General features: G+C 35.8%; 14 protein-coding genes. 9 read left to right on the top strand and 5 right to left on the bottom strand.

Translation table 11 applies throughout. The features are described 5' to 3' along the window. Window positions 1–453: 453 nt before the first annotated feature. From AC3WV0_RS05380 to AC3WV0_RS05360, 5 genes are all read left to right on the top strand, one after another. Complete coding sequence (locus AC3WV0_RS05380) at window positions 454–1008, top strand: RNA polymerase sigma factor (RefSeq protein WP_488844629.1); 555 nt, start codon at window positions 454–456, stop codon at window positions 1006–1008. Window positions 1009–1022: 14 nt separating this feature from the next. Next, window positions 1023–1364 carry a hypothetical protein gene (locus AC3WV0_RS05375; protein ID WP_488844627.1) on the top strand — a complete coding sequence of 114 codons (342 nt, stop codon included), beginning with the start codon at window positions 1023–1025 and terminating at the stop codon, window positions 1362–1364. Window positions 1365–1446: 82 nt separating this feature from the next. Continuing rightward, a complete protein-coding gene (locus tag AC3WV0_RS05370; RefSeq protein WP_488844625.1) occupies window positions 1447–1716 on the top strand; it encodes a hypothetical protein in 270 nt (89 codons plus the stop codon). Between the two features lie 15 nt (window positions 1717–1731). Further along, the gene (locus AC3WV0_RS05365) at window positions 1732–1971 is read left to right on the top strand and encodes a hypothetical protein (protein WP_488844623.1); all 240 of its coding nucleotides are present in this window, start codon (window positions 1732–1734) and stop codon (window positions 1969–1971) included. Between the two features lie 371 nt (window positions 1972–2342). Continuing rightward, on the top strand, window positions 2343–2993 hold the full coding sequence (locus AC3WV0_RS05360) for a J domain-containing protein (RefSeq protein ID WP_488844621.1): 651 nt from the start codon (window positions 2343–2345) through the stop codon (window positions 2991–2993). Here AC3WV0_RS05360 and AC3WV0_RS05355 read toward each other — a convergent pair. Next, entirely contained in the window at window positions 2974–3153 is a 180-nt protein-coding gene (locus tag AC3WV0_RS05355; protein WP_488844619.1) for a hypothetical protein, read from the bottom strand. The genes AC3WV0_RS05360 and AC3WV0_RS05355 overlap by 20 nt on opposite strands. A gap of 461 nt (window positions 3154–3614) precedes the next feature. Here AC3WV0_RS05355 and gcvP point away from each other — a divergent pair, with 461 nt between their 5' ends. Then, window positions 3615–6473: an aminomethyl-transferring glycine dehydrogenase gene (gcvP, locus tag AC3WV0_RS05350; protein ID WP_488844617.1), complete on the top strand. Its 2859-nt coding sequence runs from the start codon at window positions 3615–3617 to the stop codon at window positions 6471–6473. Between the two features lie 467 nt (window positions 6474–6940). Here gcvP and AC3WV0_RS05345 read toward each other — a convergent pair whose 3' ends face one another. Beyond that, window positions 6941–7645, bottom strand: a complete 705-nt coding sequence (locus AC3WV0_RS05345) for an AAA family ATPase (protein WP_488844615.1) — start codon at window positions 7643–7645, stop codon at window positions 6941–6943. Window positions 7646–8443: 798 nt separating this feature from the next. Then, window positions 8444–9181 (bottom strand): endonuclease, encoded by a 738-nt coding sequence (locus AC3WV0_RS05340; protein ID WP_488844613.1) that lies wholly within the window; start codon window positions 9179–9181, stop codon window positions 8444–8446. 138 nt (window positions 9182–9319) lie between these two features. On the opposite strand from AC3WV0_RS05340, the gene AC3WV0_RS05335 reads away from it, so the two are divergent. From AC3WV0_RS05335 to AC3WV0_RS05325, 3 genes are all read left to right on the top strand, one after another. Beyond that, on the top strand, window positions 9320–10675 hold the full coding sequence (locus AC3WV0_RS05335) for a deoxyguanosinetriphosphate triphosphohydrolase (protein ID WP_488844708.1): 1356 nt from the start codon (window positions 9320–9322) through the stop codon (window positions 10673–10675). Window positions 10676–10776: 101 nt separating this feature from the next. Next, window positions 10777–11730, top strand: coding sequence for an SPFH domain-containing protein (locus AC3WV0_RS05330; protein WP_488844611.1), 954 nt, complete (start codon window positions 10777–10779; stop codon window positions 11728–11730). 250 nt (window positions 11731–11980) lie between these two features. Then, window positions 11981–14002: a DUF3857 domain-containing protein gene (locus tag AC3WV0_RS05325; protein ID WP_488844609.1), complete on the top strand. Its 2022-nt coding sequence runs from the start codon at window positions 11981–11983 to the stop codon at window positions 14000–14002. Window positions 14003–14073: 71 nt separating this feature from the next. Here the strand turns inward: AC3WV0_RS05325 and AC3WV0_RS05320 are convergent, their stop codons facing one another. Beyond that, window positions 14074–14415, bottom strand: a complete 342-nt coding sequence (locus AC3WV0_RS05320; RefSeq protein ID WP_488844607.1) for an Mpo1-like protein — start codon at window positions 14413–14415, stop codon at window positions 14074–14076. 108 nt (window positions 14416–14523) lie between these two features. After that, entirely contained in the window at window positions 14524–16194 is a 1671-nt protein-coding gene (locus AC3WV0_RS05315) for an APC family permease (protein ID WP_488844606.1), read from the bottom strand. Between the last annotated feature and the right edge of the window lie 113 nt (window positions 16195–16307).

Genomic DNA, 16307 nt, shown 5'->3' with positions numbered 1-16307 from the left:
TTTAACGTGAATTCGACCGTATTTAATTTATAGATTCCAATTTTTATAAAAAGAAAGATTTGCTCATTAAGACCTTAAAGTAATGTTGACAAAAGAAACTTCCAGCATCCAGCCTCCCTCTTCCAACCTATTAATCCGATTTCTACTTCGAGCTCGCGTTGTTTTATGTCTGAATTTCTTATTATAGGGGTCTATCTTAGCCCCGATAGAAACGGTATCCTTTTTTGTTTTGTAAGAAACAAAAAAGATATAGTACTTCGGCAGGCTCAGCATAAATTCCAAGCGGGAAACAGCTTATGAAAAAAATACACCAGATTTGCAAACATAAATTACATCTGAAAAACACGATTAATAAAAGAAAATCCTGATTTCCCGAAAAATATTTTAAATTTATTAAAGTAAAACAAAAATTTCAATCGTCATAGCAATATGGAGATTGTCGAAAAAATAACAATGCCACAGAAGGAGAAGGAAAGTATCATCTCGCAAACCGTTTCAAAGTACGGAGGAAAGCTGATGTCGTACATTCGCCCCAAAGTGAAAAATACGGAAGATGCGGAAGATATTCTGCAGGAAGTGTGGTATCAGTTCAGCAGCCTTACCAATCTCTCGGAGATTGTGAATGTAGGCGGATGGCTGTACAGAGTTACGGCCAATAAAATCACCGACAAATACCGCAAAAAGAAAACCGAAAACCTGGAAGATTTTGTCTATGAAGATGAAGACGGAGATTTTTCCATAAAAGATATCCTGTTGATGGACGAAAGTGCAAGCCCTGAAGTTAAAATGTTTCAGGATGAAATCTGGAAAAAACTGTTTGAAGCACTGGAAGAGTTACCTGAAAAACAAAGGCTTGTCTATGTAGAAAATGAACTCAATGACAAAACGCTTCAGGAAATTGCCGATGAACACGGTGAAAATATAAAGACCATTATCAGCCGTAAAAATTATGCGGTGAAGCATTTAAGAAACAGGTTGAGAAAATTATACGAAGATCTAAATAGTTAGTAAAAAAGAAAGATATGAATCATAAACATAAAAAAGGCTGGATTTTTTTAATACTCTGTCCGCCATTGATTATTTTAGGAATCACATGGGTTGTGATGGCCCTTTGGAACTGCCTTTTGCCGGAAATTTTAGGGGTAAAATCCATTTCTTACTGGCAGGCCATGGGAATTCTGATATTATGTAAAATCCTTTTTGGAGGATTCCATTTCGGAAAAGGAATGAAAGACTTCAAAGAAAGAAAAATGAGAGAAAAAATGATGCATCTTTCTCCTGAAGAAAGAGAGAAATTTAAAGAGATTTGGAAAAGCAGATGCGAAAACAGTTTTTTCAATAGAAACAGAAAAACAAACGAATAACAAACATTTTAGAAGTAGTAAAGTAAAATTAAAAAGTTATTCGTCTATATAAAAAAGTAGTAAAATTTAAAATTTTGAAAAAATGAAAAATTCAGTATTAAAAGGAGCTCTTGGAGCACTTGCCGTGGCCGGAATTGCCATGATCGCTAAAAAAGCAATTGAAAGAAAAAGATTTGTAAAAGGTATTTTCGATGAATACGGAATCAAAGAAAAATCTCCTTTCGGACTGGCCGATAAGATCAGAGAAATGAACGATGAACAATATCAGGAGTTGAAAGGAAAATTTAAAAAAGAATTCGCTTCGAGATGTCACAGAAGAGATTTCAGAAAAGAGAATATTGCAGAAGCATAATAGAAAGTAACTAAATTGAAATTGTTAATTCCGGTTCGGGAAGCTTCGCTTCCCGAACCGGAATTTTTTTATAGTCATTGCGATGAGCGAAGTGAAGAAGCAATCTCAAAACTACATTTTCCAATTCTGCTGAATTTTAAGGAGCTGTTTCCAGCTTTCCGCACTCGCTATTTTTGTGATTTCGGCTGCGGCGGCTTTGCCGCCGCAGCCGAAATCACAAAAATGAGCTCAAACAAATGCTCCAATCTGGGCTAGGGTCGCAGTCGTTCATTCAATAGTAAAAAAGTCAACAATAATTTTCATATTAAAGCATAATGCAATAACGTTTTCAGCCTTTGCTAAGTGAAACGCCTTTGCGAACGAAAAAATATTTTCAAAGCTTTAAAAAAAAATCTTCGCGTCCGCTGCGTTAAAATACACTGTTTTGTTGAGATGCTTCCAGCATGACAAACTTAGGGCAAAATTTTTACGCATAAGTAACTAATGCGCTTAGCCTTTGCTGAGTGAAACGCCTTTGCGAACGAAAAAAATATTCTCAACATTTCAAAAAATCTTCGCGGACTTCGCGTTAAAAAAATTCCCTCGCTTTGCTCACAATCACAAAATCCTTATTTTTGTACAGTTCAATGAAAGATTACTACTATTTTCTCGGGATTTCTCACGATGCTTCGGAAGAAGACATCAAAAAAGCGTACAGAAAACTATCTTTAAAATATCATCCCGATAAAAATCAAAATGATGACTTTTTTGCCGACCGTTTCCGGGAAATTCAGGAGGCTTATGAAACATTGAGCGATAAAAGCAGAAGATATTCTTACGATCAGAATCTTGAAAGTCATCAGAAAAGCTTCAGATACAACGTTCCGCCTTCGATAAAGACTTTTACGGCAAACAAGATCCATGCAAAAAAAGGAGAGGAGATCATTATCAATTGGCAGACGCAAAATGCTGATGTGGTGAAAGTTTTACCTTTCGGGTTAGAAAAACCGTATGGAGAGAGAATTTTCAAAATAACAGAATTCAAAGACGGGAAATTTCAGATTCTACTGCATGCGACGAATTCTTTATTGCATAAAACAGCAGTTCAGGGAATTACCATTACAGAAGTTTTTGAAAACAATACGGAAAAATTCAAAGATAAAGCAGAAGAATTATTCAAATCGCAACCGAGAACCGTTGCAAATCCGCATCGACAGCCGAAAATAGCGAGGCTTATTGTGGGAATTATGTTGCTGATCATGGCCGTTTATTTTCTTATTAAAAGCTTTGTCCATTAAATTCATTTAAATTTCTGTTTAAATAATTTAATGCAACCTGAAAAACTTCCAGCCTCCAGCTTCCCTCTTCAAGCTTATAATCAAGCCATTTTTTTCCTTCCCGGACATTTTTTACATCTTTTTCCTTTCTTGAACTTCTTACAGCAGGATTTCTTTTCACCACAATATATTTCTTCTGTATTCATTGAAAAAGCAGGCGCCAGGGGCGGAACTTTGAAAGGGATGATCATATTCATGCTGCAAATATATTAATTTAGAATAAATACAGATAGTAAAAATTCATGAATTTTATGAGTTTGAATGTTAAATAATTAGAATTCAAAAAATAATAGTACGATAAACCACGTTTTTTTATTAAAAGCATACTTTGTAAAATTAATTGCTCATGAGACTTATTTAAGTTGATTTTTGAAGAATTTTAAAAATAATGACATTATAATAATTTATCTTAAAACACAATTTTACCTGTTTTTATATTTAAAATGATAATAAAAATCCATTAATTATGAATGTGATAGCGCTGATTAGTAGATTTTGATGCGATTTCAATTTACTTGTACAATTTTCTAAAAATCCGTAATTTTACGAATCTTTTTTACAAACAAAATCTAATAAATAAAAATGAATACAGAACAGTTTGTGAGCCGCCACATTTCCATGAATGAAGCCGATAAACAGGCAATGCTGGAAAAAATTGGCGTTTCAAGTGTTGAAGAGCTCATCTCTCAAACCATTCCTTCTTCTATCCGCTTAGAAAAAGATCTTGAAATCTCAGAACCGCTTTCAGAATACGAGATGCTGAACCATTCAAAAGAACTGGCAGCAAAGAATACTGATTATACAAGCTACATCGGTTTTGGATATCACAATACCTTGTTGCCGTCGGCTATTCAAAGGAATATCTTTGAAAACCCGAGCTGGTACACCGCTTATACTCCTTATCAGGCAGAAATAGCACAGGGAAGATTAGAGGCTCTTCTTAATTTCCAGACTGTTGTGTGTGATCTTACAGGTTTTGATTTGGCAAACGCTTCGTTATTAGATGAATCTACAGCCGCTGCGGAAGCAATGCATATGTTCTTCAACAACAGAACAAAAGATCAGAAAAAATCCGGAGCCAATAAATTCTTCGTTTCTGATCTTGTTTTGCCTCAGACCGTTTCTGTATTAAAAACAAAAGCCGAAGGTCTTGAGATCGAAATCGTAGAAGGAGATCACAAAACACATACTCTTGACGGTTCTTACTTTGGGGTTCTGTTACAGTATCCGGGTAAAAACGGAATTGTTTTAGATTATACAGAAGATATTGTTGAATACAAGAAATTAGATCTTCAGGTGGTGGTTGCCTGCGATCCGATGGCTTTGGTTAAATTAAAATCTCCTGCATCCATGGGTGCCGACTGTGCTGTTGGAACAACACAAAGATTCGGTATTCCATTAGGTTACGGAGGACCTCACGCAGCGTTCTTCTCTTGTAGAGAAGATTATAAGAGAGATATTCCGGGAAGAATTATTGGGGTTTCCCAGGATGCGTACGGAAAACGTGCGTTAAGAATGGCTTTACAGACCAGAGAACAGCATATCAAAAGAGAAAGAGCAACTTCCAACATCTGTACAGCTCAGGTTCTTTTGGCTGTAATGGCAGGAATGTATGCCGTTTATCACGGTCCAAAAGGATTAAACTATATCGCAGATCAAATCCATTTTAAAGCAAATGCTTTAAAAGGCGGACTTAAAGCATTAGGATATGACATCGTTGAAGAGCCGATCTTTGATACGGTAAAAATTACAATCAACGAAGAAGATAAGAAAAGACTGATGAGAATGATGCTGGATCATAAACTCAATCTGAATTATTTCACAGAAGGGGTGGTAAGCATCGCAATCAATGAAAGTACAACATTAGATAAACTGAATTATTTAATGGCTTCATTTGCTCAGTTTAAAGACAAGCAGACTTTTAAATTAGAAATTAAAGAAGGATATAGTATTCCGGAAGAAAATTTAAGAAAAGACAAAATTCTTACGGAAGAAGTATTCAACAAATACCATACGGAAACAGAGTTGATGCGTTACATCAAACGTCTTGAAAGAAAAGATTTATCATTGACACATTCTATGATTTCTTTGGGTTCTTGTACGATGAAGCTGAACGCTGCTACTCAAATGCTTCCTCTTTCATGGGAAAACTGGGGCGCTATTCACCCATTTGTACCGGTAAATCAGGCAGAAGGATATCAGGAAATGATCCGCGAACTTGAAAAAGATTTAGCAGAAATCACTGGTTTTGCAGGAACGTCTCTTCAGCCAAACTCAGGAGCACAGGGAGAATATGCTGGATTAATGGTAATCAGACAATATCATATTTCAAGGGGCGAAGGTCACAGAAACGTTGTGTTGATTCCTCAGTCGGCACACGGAACAAACCCTGCATCTGCAGCGATGGCAGGAATGAAAATCGTTGTGGTGAAAAACCTTGAAAGCGGAGAAATTGATTTTGAAGATTTAAAAGCTAAAACAGAACAACATTCTGAAAATCTTTCTTGCGTGATGATCACTTATCCGTCAACATACGGATTCTTCGATGCCAACATTAAAGAAATCACTTCTTTAATTCATGAACATGGCGGACAGGTTTATATGGACGGTGCCAATATGAATGCTCAGGTAGGATATACAAGTCCGGGTAACATCGGTGCAGACGTTTGTCACCTGAATCTTCACAAAACTTTTGCAATTCCTCATGGAGGCGGAGGTCCTGGTGTTGGTCCGATCTGCGTGGCTAAACATCTGGTTCCATTCTTACCTTCCAACGCTAATATCAAAATTGGTTCTAAAGAATCTATTGAGGGTATTTCTGCAGCGCCTTACGGTTCCGGATTGATCCTTAATATTTCTTACGCTTATATAAAAATGCTTGGAACGTCAGGGTTGAAAAAGTCAACTGAACACGCGATTTTAAATGCCAATTATTTAAAAGAAATATTAGCAGAGCATTTCCCTATTTTATATTCAAACAAAAATGGAAAAGTTGCACACGAATGTATCGTAGATTTCAGACAGTTCAAATCTTTAGGAATTGAAGTAGCCGACGTAGCAAAAAGATTAATGGATTACGGATTCCACGCGCCGACGGTTTCTTTCCCTGTCGCAGGAACCTTAATGATCGAGCCTACAGAATCTGAAAGCAAAGCAGAAATCGACCGTTTTGCAGAAGCGTTAATCGCTATCAAACACGAAATTGATGAGATCGCCAATGGTGAAGCTGATGCAACAAACAATGTATTGAAAAATGCTCCTCATACAGAACAGATCGTTATCTCAGATTCTTGGGATAAACCTTACAGCAGAGAAAAGGCAGCATATCCATTGGAGTGGGTGAGAGATCACAAATTCTTTGCTTCTGTTTCAAGAGTTGATGAAGCTTACGGAGACAGAAACTTAGTATGTACTTGTGAGCCGATTGAAGCTTATATGTAATTAAAGTTTTTAAATTATATAATATGAATCCCTTTCAGTAATGAGAGGGATTTTTTTTGCATTTGAGTAAAGTGCTGAAATATAATAAATTGTACTTGATTGCCTCTTCGTACTGGTTGAACGCTTCTTCGGAGTGGTTGATTGCTTCTTCGGAACGGTTGATCGATACTTCTGAACGGTTGATTGTTCATTCTAAACACTTGATTGCTTCATCGAACTGATTGATCCTCTATTCGGACTACTTGACGGTCTCATTGAACTAGTTGATGCTCTCAACTGAATACCTGAATGCTATTTGCAAATAACAATACTTTAATACCGTCAGTTCGAGTAGGTTTTCGTAATGCAATGAAGAAAAGCGTATCGAGAACTTTAACTGTTATAAAGGTTCTCGATACAAAATTCCTTCAGAATTTCACTCGAATTGACTTTAGACTGATGGAAGTTAGATTTGAAAAATTCTCTTATTATTTATTTTCGAGTTTTCTGATCAAATTTCCTTTCATCACAGTAAAAGCATGATCCTTTGCCTCCGCAAAAGAAATTTCATATTTCCGTTCAATACTCCTGAGATCTTCCGGGAATTTTAAGAGAATATTGTCGTAAAACTGATCCAGAAATTCTTTAGATGGCATTTTATATTTAATTTTAAGTTGAAAGCGCCTGATCAGAGCGGTATCAATAATTTCAGGATGATTGGTGGCGCACAAAAGAAGGGCGTTTTCAGGATAATAATCGATGAGTTGTATCAGTGTATTGACGAGCCTTCTCATTTCGCCCACATCTTTATCATCGCTGCCTCTTGCTTTACCAATCTGGTCGAGCTCATCCAGAAAAAGAACGGATCTTTCTCTTGCTGCTTTGTCGAAAATCATTTTAATATTCTGTGAAGTTTCCCCAATCCGCGAAGAAACAATATTGCTGAGGTTGAGGATGATGATGTTTTTTCCTAATGCATTGGCAATTGCTTTTGCGGTCATGGTTTTTCCGCAACCCGAACTGCCTTCAAGAAGGACTTTGTTGTTTACCGGTAGTCCGTATTTCTGCAATTCTGTCGCGTAAGTGTTTTCTTTGATAAGCTGAGTCAGCTGTTCCTTATTATAGGCTTCCAGAAATACGTCGTTAAGGGATATTTCTTCTTTGTCCTGGATAATAAGGTTGTAGAGATTCATGTGCTGGAAAATTTATTGACAAAGATAAAGCTATTCAACAAAAAAGCCGAACAAATAAATGTTCGACTCTATCGGCTATTATAAAAATTAAAAATTGTCCTTAGTGTAGATTGTTTTATGTTTTTTATGCCCTTTTACTCGCGCTGAGTAAAAGAGCAGTCAATCTATTAAAGATTGAAAACATAAACAATATAATTCATTTGTGTATTCTTAGGCTGAAAATTAAGCTGCAGAATTTGAGATTAGTTTCCTTGTTCTCTTTTTACTGTTGCAAAATAAGAAGTAAAAACTACTAAACATGTTGCGATTCCGATGTAAGCGATCATTTTATTGTATTTTTAATTATTTGATTAATTATTGTTGATTTGACATTGCAATATTACGACAATAAAATGACATCCCAAAGATATAAATATGATGTATATCAGTGTTGTGTGTACTTGGAGTTAACTTTTGGGCTAAAATATGTTTACATAAATTTAATACAAACCTTAAAATTTATTTATGAATTTTTCAATATTAGTTTAAAATTTTGATAATATTTCAATAGATAGTGTTATGTGTTCGAGACTTAATAATCAAAATGCATCGCATAGCATCAAAGAAGACATGATTTATATCACTTTATTTTGATTAAAATAGTTTAATATTAACAAAATTTAATATTTAATCCTTTTATGGTGAAAAGTATTCACCTGTTTTTGATATTGAATGTACTGTAAATGTGTAAGTTGTATGTGGTGATATTTAATGATTACTAAATATCTGAATATTTATTAATAAACTGGTAATAAAAGATTATTGATATAATTCCTGATCGATTTCACAGTAAAAACTTCTTCTTTTTCCTTTACCTGTCTGTTTTTTGATGAGGTTTTCTCCGCATTTTGGGCAGATTTTTTTAGTATGTGCTTTCCAGTGTTTTTTGAGAGTAAAATCCCGTTTCCATTCCAGGAAATCGAAACTGTAGTTTCTGGCTTCTTTAATGAGTTCTTTAATTTTTTTAGGCGGCATTTTACCTAAAAGGCTTTCGGGCTGTACTCCGATTCTGAACAAAACTTCATTTTTAATGATATTTCCCACTCCCGAAAAAATATCCTGATCCATCAAAGCGTCGCAGACCATCATCTCAGGATTTGACTTTAATTTTTTCTCTGCTTTTAAAGGTTTCCAACTGTCACTCATGACATCAGCTTCCCAGTCGATCTTTTTCAGGAATTCGGTATCTACCATTTTTACATTACAGGTATAAAAATACATACTGCCGTTTGGAAATATTAATGATAACCTTAGTTGTTGGTCAGGTTTTGTTTGTTCATCAACGCTATGTGAGCCAAACATCAGAAGATGAATTCTCACGGCGACATCATCAAATACAAGGTAAGTTTGTTTTCCGAAAGTTTTAATCTCTTTTAAATTTCGGCCTATCAGGATTTCTTTATCTATTTTGGCATTTCCGCCAGCTTCAAGAACTTTTTCGCCTTCAAATTTCTGAATGCTTTCTTTCATTAATAATATGGAAGGACCTTCTGGCATAACCTTGTTTTATATTCGAGATAACAATAATTCTGCCACAAAAGGGTGAAGAAAGAAGAATATAAACACGACGTTTCTAATAAAAAATGGCGAGAACTTAACCGAAAAAAATAAAATTTGAACTAATTTTGAACCATGATGAACTTAAACCAGATTTTCACGAATCAGCGTACAGGGAACAACCCGCATACAAAAGCTTCAAGAACGGATTTTCAGAGAGATTTTGACAGAATTATTTTTTCATCGGCTTTCAGAAGACTTCAGAATAAAACTCAGGTTTTTCCGTTACCGGGAAGTGTTTTTGTGCATAATCGTCTTACGCATTCGCTGGAGGTTTCATCTGTTGGGCGAAGCCTTGGAAGTGTGATGGGCGAGTTCATCCACGATCAGTACAAGAATGACCTTACGGAAGAGGCAAAAAGCTTTTACCTGCATAATTTAGGTAATGTAATCGCAGCTGCCTGCCTTTGTCACGATGTGGGAAATCCTGCTTTCGGGCATTCCGGGGAAGATGCGATTGCCAGTTATTTTGAACGAAATGAAACGGATCTGAAATCCAAATTCAATGAAAAAGAATGGGCCGATCTGATGAATTTTGAGGGAAATGCCAATGCAATAAGGGTTTTAGCCCAACAACAGCAAGGAAAAGATGCCGGGGGAATTCAGCTTACATTTTCTACGTTGTCCAGCATTGCCAAATATCCATGTGAAGCGATTGCCAGAAAAAAAGGGATTATTCACCGCAAAAAGTTCGGATTTTTTCAGAATGAAAAAGATATTTTTCTGGAAATTGCCAGAGAAACGAATATGATTGCAGAAAGTGAAGAGCCACATATTTTCAAAAGACATCCTTTTGTGTGGCTGGTAGAAGCTGCTGATGATATATGTTATAATATTATTGATATGGAAGATGCGCACCGTCTGGGAATCGTATCTACCGCCGACTGTAAAAATCTTTTTTTTGAGTTGGTAAAATCTGAAACAGATGATGTCAAAAGAATAGAATCCAAGCTCAGTTCGATCTCAAACGAAAACGAACAGATCTCGTATCTTCGCGCTAAAGTAATCAATGCCCTGATCAATAAATCATTGGAAATGTATAAGCAGAACTTTGACAAAATTCTTGAAGGTAATCTGGATAAAGCCTTGCTTGATCTTTATAAATCTGAAAATACAACACTACAGGATATTGAAAGCTTCTCCATTGAAAAAATATACAACCATAAAGCAGTCGTTGAAATTGAAAATGCCGGCTATAATGTAATGTATGAATTGTTGGATCATTTTATACCTTCTATTCTGAAAAATGACGATGAAAGAAAATCTTATGATAAAAAAGCCTTAAAACTCATTCCGCAGCAATTCGTTTATAAGGATGGCACCGATTATCAGAAAGTTCTGGGTATTATCGATTTCGTTTCCGGAATGACGGATAATTATGCTACGGATCTTTACCGGAAAATAAAAGGGATTGATATCGGAATGACCATGTAACGTTTAAAATTTGAATTGCCAAATCTTTCGGTTGGTTTTCCTCTTAAAACTAAAAACCATATCTTTATGAAGAATACAATTCATATTAAAAAATTAAAACTATGAGTCTTTTTTTGGTACCTGTCATTTTTATCGGGTTAATTATTTTATTTGCTTCTTTTTTTGTCGTAAAACAGGAAACAGCAGCAATTATCGAACGTTTCGGAAAGTTTCAGGCTGTAAAACATTCAGGGCTTCATCTCAAGTTGCCTATCATTGATCAGATAGCTAAAAGACTGAATCTTAGAATTCAGCAGCTGGATGTAATGATTGACACCAAAACACTGGATAATGTTTTCATTAAAATGAAAATATCTGTTCAGTATCAGGTCATCAGAACACAGGTTGGAGATGCTTATTACCGTCTTGAAAATCCTGAAAACCAGATTACTTCGTATGTTTTTGATGTAGTTCGTGCTGAAGTTCCTAAACTTAAACTTGATGATGTTTTCGTAAAAAAAGATGACATCGCGATTGCTGTAAAAGGAGAATTGCAGGAAGCTATGCAGAGCTACGGATACGACATTATCAAAGCGTTAGTGACGGATATTGATCCGGATGAGCAGGTGAAACACGCCATGAACAGAATCAATGCAGCTGAAAGAGAAAAAACTGCTGCGGAATATGAGTCTGAAGCTCAGAGAATCAGAATTGTTGCGGTGGCAAAAGCTGAAGCAGAGTCTAAAAAACTTCAGGGGCAGGGTATTGCAGATCAGAGGAGAGAAATCGCCAAAGGTCTCGAAGAATCCGTAAGAATGCTGAATAACGTTGAAATCAATTCTCATGAAGCCTCTGCACTGATTGTTGTAACGCAGCATTATGATACGTTACATTCCGTGGGATCCAGTAACAGAAGCAATCTGGTATTATTGCCCAATTCACCGACTGCCGCAAGTAATATGCTGAATGATCTTGTCGTCGCCATGACGGCTGCCAATACGGTAGGAGAGGTTTCCAAAGGGAATTATCCTAAACCGCCGAAGGATCACAACCACAATACAAATACCGACCTTTAAAAATAAAGCCTCAGAATTTCTGAGGTTATTTTTTTATCTAAAATATATTTAATCAGATTGTTAGTTTGTGAAAATGTCAGGAATAAGTGTCTCTAATTCATTTTGGTATTTTTTATGTAGCATAACCCTGAAAAGTCAGTTTTGAGCAACAGTTTTAAGGTATCTTAACATCTGTATCTCTTGTTTTTTAGTTTTTAAATAGCTAATTTGACTTTCCTTTTTACACCGAAAATACAAATAGTAATAGTATATGGACAATCAGATTGAAATTGAAAATTACAGAATCCGAAAACCAGAAAAATGGGCAGGCAATATCGACGATCAGGAACTGATAAACAAAATACAGGATTCTGATTTTGCCAAACAGCAAAACAACGAAGGAAAAGATTTCTGCTATTTTTTAGATAAAAAATACCATACAAGTAATACGGAAAACAGCGAATATGTTTGCATGGCTTATACTTTAAATGAACCGGCAAATTTAGAAAGAGCTTCTGTTTCTGATATCGTCGTTGAAGAAAATGAAATCTATAATATTCACCGGATCTGTGTTTTGAGAGATGGTGTTTTAATTGATAAAATTCCGGATACAAAAATCAAAGTTTTCGATAATGAGAATCACAGTAGCGGGGGAATATTAAGCAGTAATAAAAAAATCAATATTACCATAAAGGATTTGCGTCTGTACGATATTCTGATCCTTGAAGATTCAAGAGTGAAACCCTTCACTGAACGTGATTTCTTAAGGAAGGAATTCTCCAAATATGTTTGGGTAAGTCCGGATAATTACTGGGCGTACGGAAGTTACAAATTTACTTTTATCAATGAAAGAAATCAGAAGATCGCTTGTAAAAAAATATTTTTCAGAGATGAAAATGGGAATCTTCTAAAACCGGAAGTTCACTATCTGGAAAAGGGTGAAAAATTCATTTTTGAAGAGAAAAACTATATCAATCCGGTAGATGCCAGCCGCGAGATATTTCCTTTTATAGATTTTGCAACAGATAGTAACTGGGTTGATCTTTCTAATTATATTACGTCTGTATATGATGAGATTTTTAGTCAGGCTTCATTGAAGGACTTTGCCCACGATCTTGTCGAAAAACTGGATTCCATATCAGATCAGGAGGAGAAGATTCAGTTTGCCATTGAGTATGTTCAGAATAATATCTATTATATTTTCAATGCCGACGAAATGAATGGACATAAACCGCAAGCTCCTGCCATTACCTACGAAAATAAGCAGGGCGATTGTAAGGCCAAATCGGTTTTATTAAAAGTCATTCTGGATTATATCGGTGCGGAAGCTTCTATTGTTCTGGTAAATTTCCATACAGATTTTTACATTAAATATTATCTGCCGTCTTTGCTGACGTTTAATCATGCGATTGTGAAGATCAATCATAAAGGAGAAGAGTGTTTTATAGATGCAACCATTCGAGATGAGTTTGGTTTGCTGGAAAATCGAGGTTTCATTTACTTTATGCATTATCTTGAAGTAAAGCCTAATCAGGAATTAAAGGAAAGAAAGCCTTATCGTTATCCTTATTTCTGTGTAGATGAAAAAGTAGATTTTAATGTAAAGAATACTACAGGAAAGTTAGTGTTAACGACGACCTATAAAGGAAATCGTGCCAATGCCATGAGAAGATATTTTAAAAACACCAACAAAAGAGAAGTGATTGACAATTGGAATAATTTCCTTTTTTACAGCCTGAATTATTCTAATGACAGAAATGGAACAGACGTAAGAAATATCTTTAAAGATGCGGCAATTGACATTATCAGTGATGATAAAAAATTGAATGAATTCAGGATTCAGTATGGCGCGACGATTGAAAATCCTTACTTCGTAGATCCTAAGAAAAACCGTTTTCTGATGTATTTTGACCGCAATGTTGTGAAAGCAAGTGCAAGAGATTTTATGCACAAAGATCTTCCTTTCTGGCATAATTTCGACAGTGAAAAGTATGAAATTAATTTATACACCGATCAGAAAATCGATACGGAAGAAAAATATACGGTTCAGGAAAGTACGATCAGTAATCCCTATTTTGATTTCAAAAGTCGCAAGAAAATAAATAAAAATGGTGCGACAGTTTATATTGAATTTAATCCTCTTGTGAATCTTGAAATTCCGCAGGATGAATTTGAAAAATTCCGCACAGACCATCATCAGGTTGCTGACAGCAATTTCGGTTTGGGAATCGATATTATCGAACCGGGATTAATGAATATGCTGAAATTTAATTTTAAGAAAAGATTCAAGTAAATATGATTTTTTGAAATATTACGGCGGGTTTGCAAAGCAAACCCGCCGTAATTTATTAATGCTAAAAAGCTTTAAATCTCTTCCGTTTTTTTCTGAACCGGAATTCCCGTGAATTTCTGCTTGCCAATTAAAAGTTCAAAGAAAAGTCTAAAATCAGAAATCAGTGACCAAATAGGATAGCGGAATGTAGCCGGTTTATTCTTTTCAATCACAGCATGGCTGAACCAGGCAAAGCCGTACCCAAATATCGGTACATACCATAAAAATCGCTCTTTCCCGGAACTTATCACATAACCAATTACAAAAAACACCAATAGAGTTCCAATGAAATGAAAAATCCGGGTTCCCATTTTACTGTGTTCAGTCAGATAAAACTGGTAAAATTCTTTAAATGTTTTTATTCTTTCAGACATGGCATTTGTAGTTTAAATTATCAAAATGTAAGCAATAAGTTCGCCAATGTCAAGAAGACAAATAAAAAGCCGGACTCAATATTGAGATCCGGCTTTATATCGTTTAAATTAAGCTTTTCTGAGCTTACTGTTTCTGTATCCGTAACAGAAATAAATGATCAGTCCTATCGCAAACCACAATCCGAACCAGAACCAGTTGTCATGGCTCATTCCTGTTAATAGATAGAGACATGAGCTTAAACCGACCAGTGGAATTAATGAAAAGTTTTTAATGAAAGTAAAGATGCAGAGAGCCAGATTAATCAATATAAAGAAAAATATGGAAGCTCTGAATTCTCCTTCTGTAGGATCATTCCAGTCCATCAGGGTGTGGAAGAATTCAGGTTGCCAGAAGTAGAAACCGATGAGACCGCCGATAAAAATAGCCGGAAAAATGATTTTACCATTAATATAAGGAAGGTGAAATCTGCCTTTTAATTTTTCTTTTGCAGGAAGCATTAAAACACCGGCACATACCAATACAAAAGCGAAGATCGTTCCTATACTTGTAAAATCGAGAATGAAACTTTTATCGGTAAATAATATAGGCACACCTACTACAATTCCTGTGATAACCGTTGCAAAAGATGGTGTTTTGTATTTTGGGTGTACCGTCTGGAATTTCGGAGACATCAGTCCGTCTCGGCTCATTGCGTACCAGATTCTTGGTTGTCCCATCTGGAATACCAGTAAAACCGTAGTGATCGCAACGATGGCAACGAAAGAAACCACAAGTTCCATCCAGGCAACATTGGCATTAGATTTTTCAAAGATGAAAGAAAGCGGATCACCGACACCGTCAAACTTTCTGTAGTCGACCATTCCTGTCAATACTAATGTTAAAGCGATATAAATAACAGTACACAATACCAGGGAAATAATCATTCCTTTCGGTAATGTTCGCTGCGGATCTTTAGTTTCTTCGGAAAGTACACTTAATGCATCAAAACCGATATACGCAAAAAATACTCCTGAAACTGCGCTCATTACCCCTGCAAAACCGTTTGGCATAAAAGACGAAACCTGTGTTTCAGGATTTACCGGAGTCCAGTTATCTGTATTGATATAAGCAAATCCTACCAGAATCACCAAAACAATTACCGCTAATTTCAGGATAACCAAGACATTATTAAAGTTTTTACTTTCTTTAACACCGACATAACACAACCAGGTGATCAGTCCGTTGATAACCAAAGCAGGAACGTCAACGATAAACTTTAAACTTCCTATCAGTGGCGCATTTTTCCATGCATTGATGAGTTCTTTATTTTCGGAACCATTTAAAAAAGCTTTCTTGGCTTCTGTATAGCTGCAGGTAAGGTAATCAGGAATATGCATTCCCAGTCTCTCTAAAAAGCTTGTGAAATAATCTGACCATGAGAAAGCAACATAAATATTGCCAAAAGAATATTCCATGATCAGTGCCCAGCCAATGATCCAGGCGATAAGCTCCCCGAAACTGGCGTAAGCGTATGTATAGGCAGAACCCGCAGTCGGAATTCTACTGGCAAATTCGGCATAGCACAGTGCTGTAAATCCACAGGCAAAGCCACAAATCAAATATAACAGAATAACTCCGGGGCCTCCTCGAAAAACGGCTTCACCTAAACTGCTGAAACTTCCTGCCCCAATAATCGCCGCAATACCAAAAAACACAATGTCCCAAACACCCAAAACCCTGTGTAAACTTGTGGATGTATCTGAATCTGAATAGATTTTTCTTCTAAAAAGCTGACTCATTCAATTCTTTTATTTGATTTGAAAAAAGCAAATGTAATTATTTATCTGAAATAATTCAGATTTTCTTAAGGTTTCTTACGGAAAAAGTTAAGAAATCTTAAAAATTTATCCAC

Source organism: Chryseobacterium sp. 27AL, from assembly GCF_057815395.1.
The sequence above is the reverse complement of the archived record's forward strand: the minus strand, read 5'-3'. Positions and strand labels throughout refer to the sequence as shown.

Excerpts from the sequence above, each read along its gene's own strand:
- AC3WV0_RS05380 (WP_488844629.1), top strand. The coding sequence starts at position 454 with ATGCCACAGAAGGAGAAGGAAAGTATCATCTCGCAAACCGTTTCAAAG.
- AC3WV0_RS05375 (WP_488844627.1), top strand. The coding sequence starts at position 1,023 with ATGAATCATAAACATAAAAAAGGCTGGATTTTTTTAATACTCTGTCCG.
- AC3WV0_RS05370 (WP_488844625.1), top strand. The coding sequence starts at position 1,447 with ATGAAAAATTCAGTATTAAAAGGAGCTCTTGGAGCACTTGCCGTGGCC.
- AC3WV0_RS05360 (WP_488844621.1), top strand. The coding sequence starts at position 2,343 with ATGAAAGATTACTACTATTTTCTCGGGATTTCTCACGATGCTTCGGAA.
- gcvP (WP_488844617.1), top strand. The coding sequence starts at position 3,615 with ATGAATACAGAACAGTTTGTGAGCCGCCACATTTCCATGAATGAAGCC.
- AC3WV0_RS05345 (WP_488844615.1), bottom strand. The coding sequence starts at position 7,645 with ATGAATCTCTACAACCTTATTATCCAGGACAAAGAAGAAATATCCCTT.
- AC3WV0_RS05340 (WP_488844613.1), bottom strand. The coding sequence starts at position 9,181 with ATGCCAGAAGGTCCTTCCATATTATTAATGAAAGAAAGCATTCAGAAA.
- AC3WV0_RS05335 (WP_488844708.1), top strand. The coding sequence starts at position 9,320 with ATGAACTTAAACCAGATTTTCACGAATCAGCGTACAGGGAACAACCCG.
- AC3WV0_RS05330 (WP_488844611.1), top strand. The coding sequence starts at position 10,777 with ATGAGTCTTTTTTTGGTACCTGTCATTTTTATCGGGTTAATTATTTTA.
- AC3WV0_RS05325 (WP_488844609.1), top strand. The coding sequence starts at position 11,981 with ATGGACAATCAGATTGAAATTGAAAATTACAGAATCCGAAAACCAGAA.
- AC3WV0_RS05320 (WP_488844607.1), bottom strand. The coding sequence starts at position 14,415 with ATGTCTGAAAGAATAAAAACATTTAAAGAATTTTACCAGTTTTATCTG.
- AC3WV0_RS05315 (WP_488844606.1), bottom strand. The coding sequence starts at position 16,194 with ATGAGTCAGCTTTTTAGAAGAAAAATCTATTCAGATTCAGATACATCC.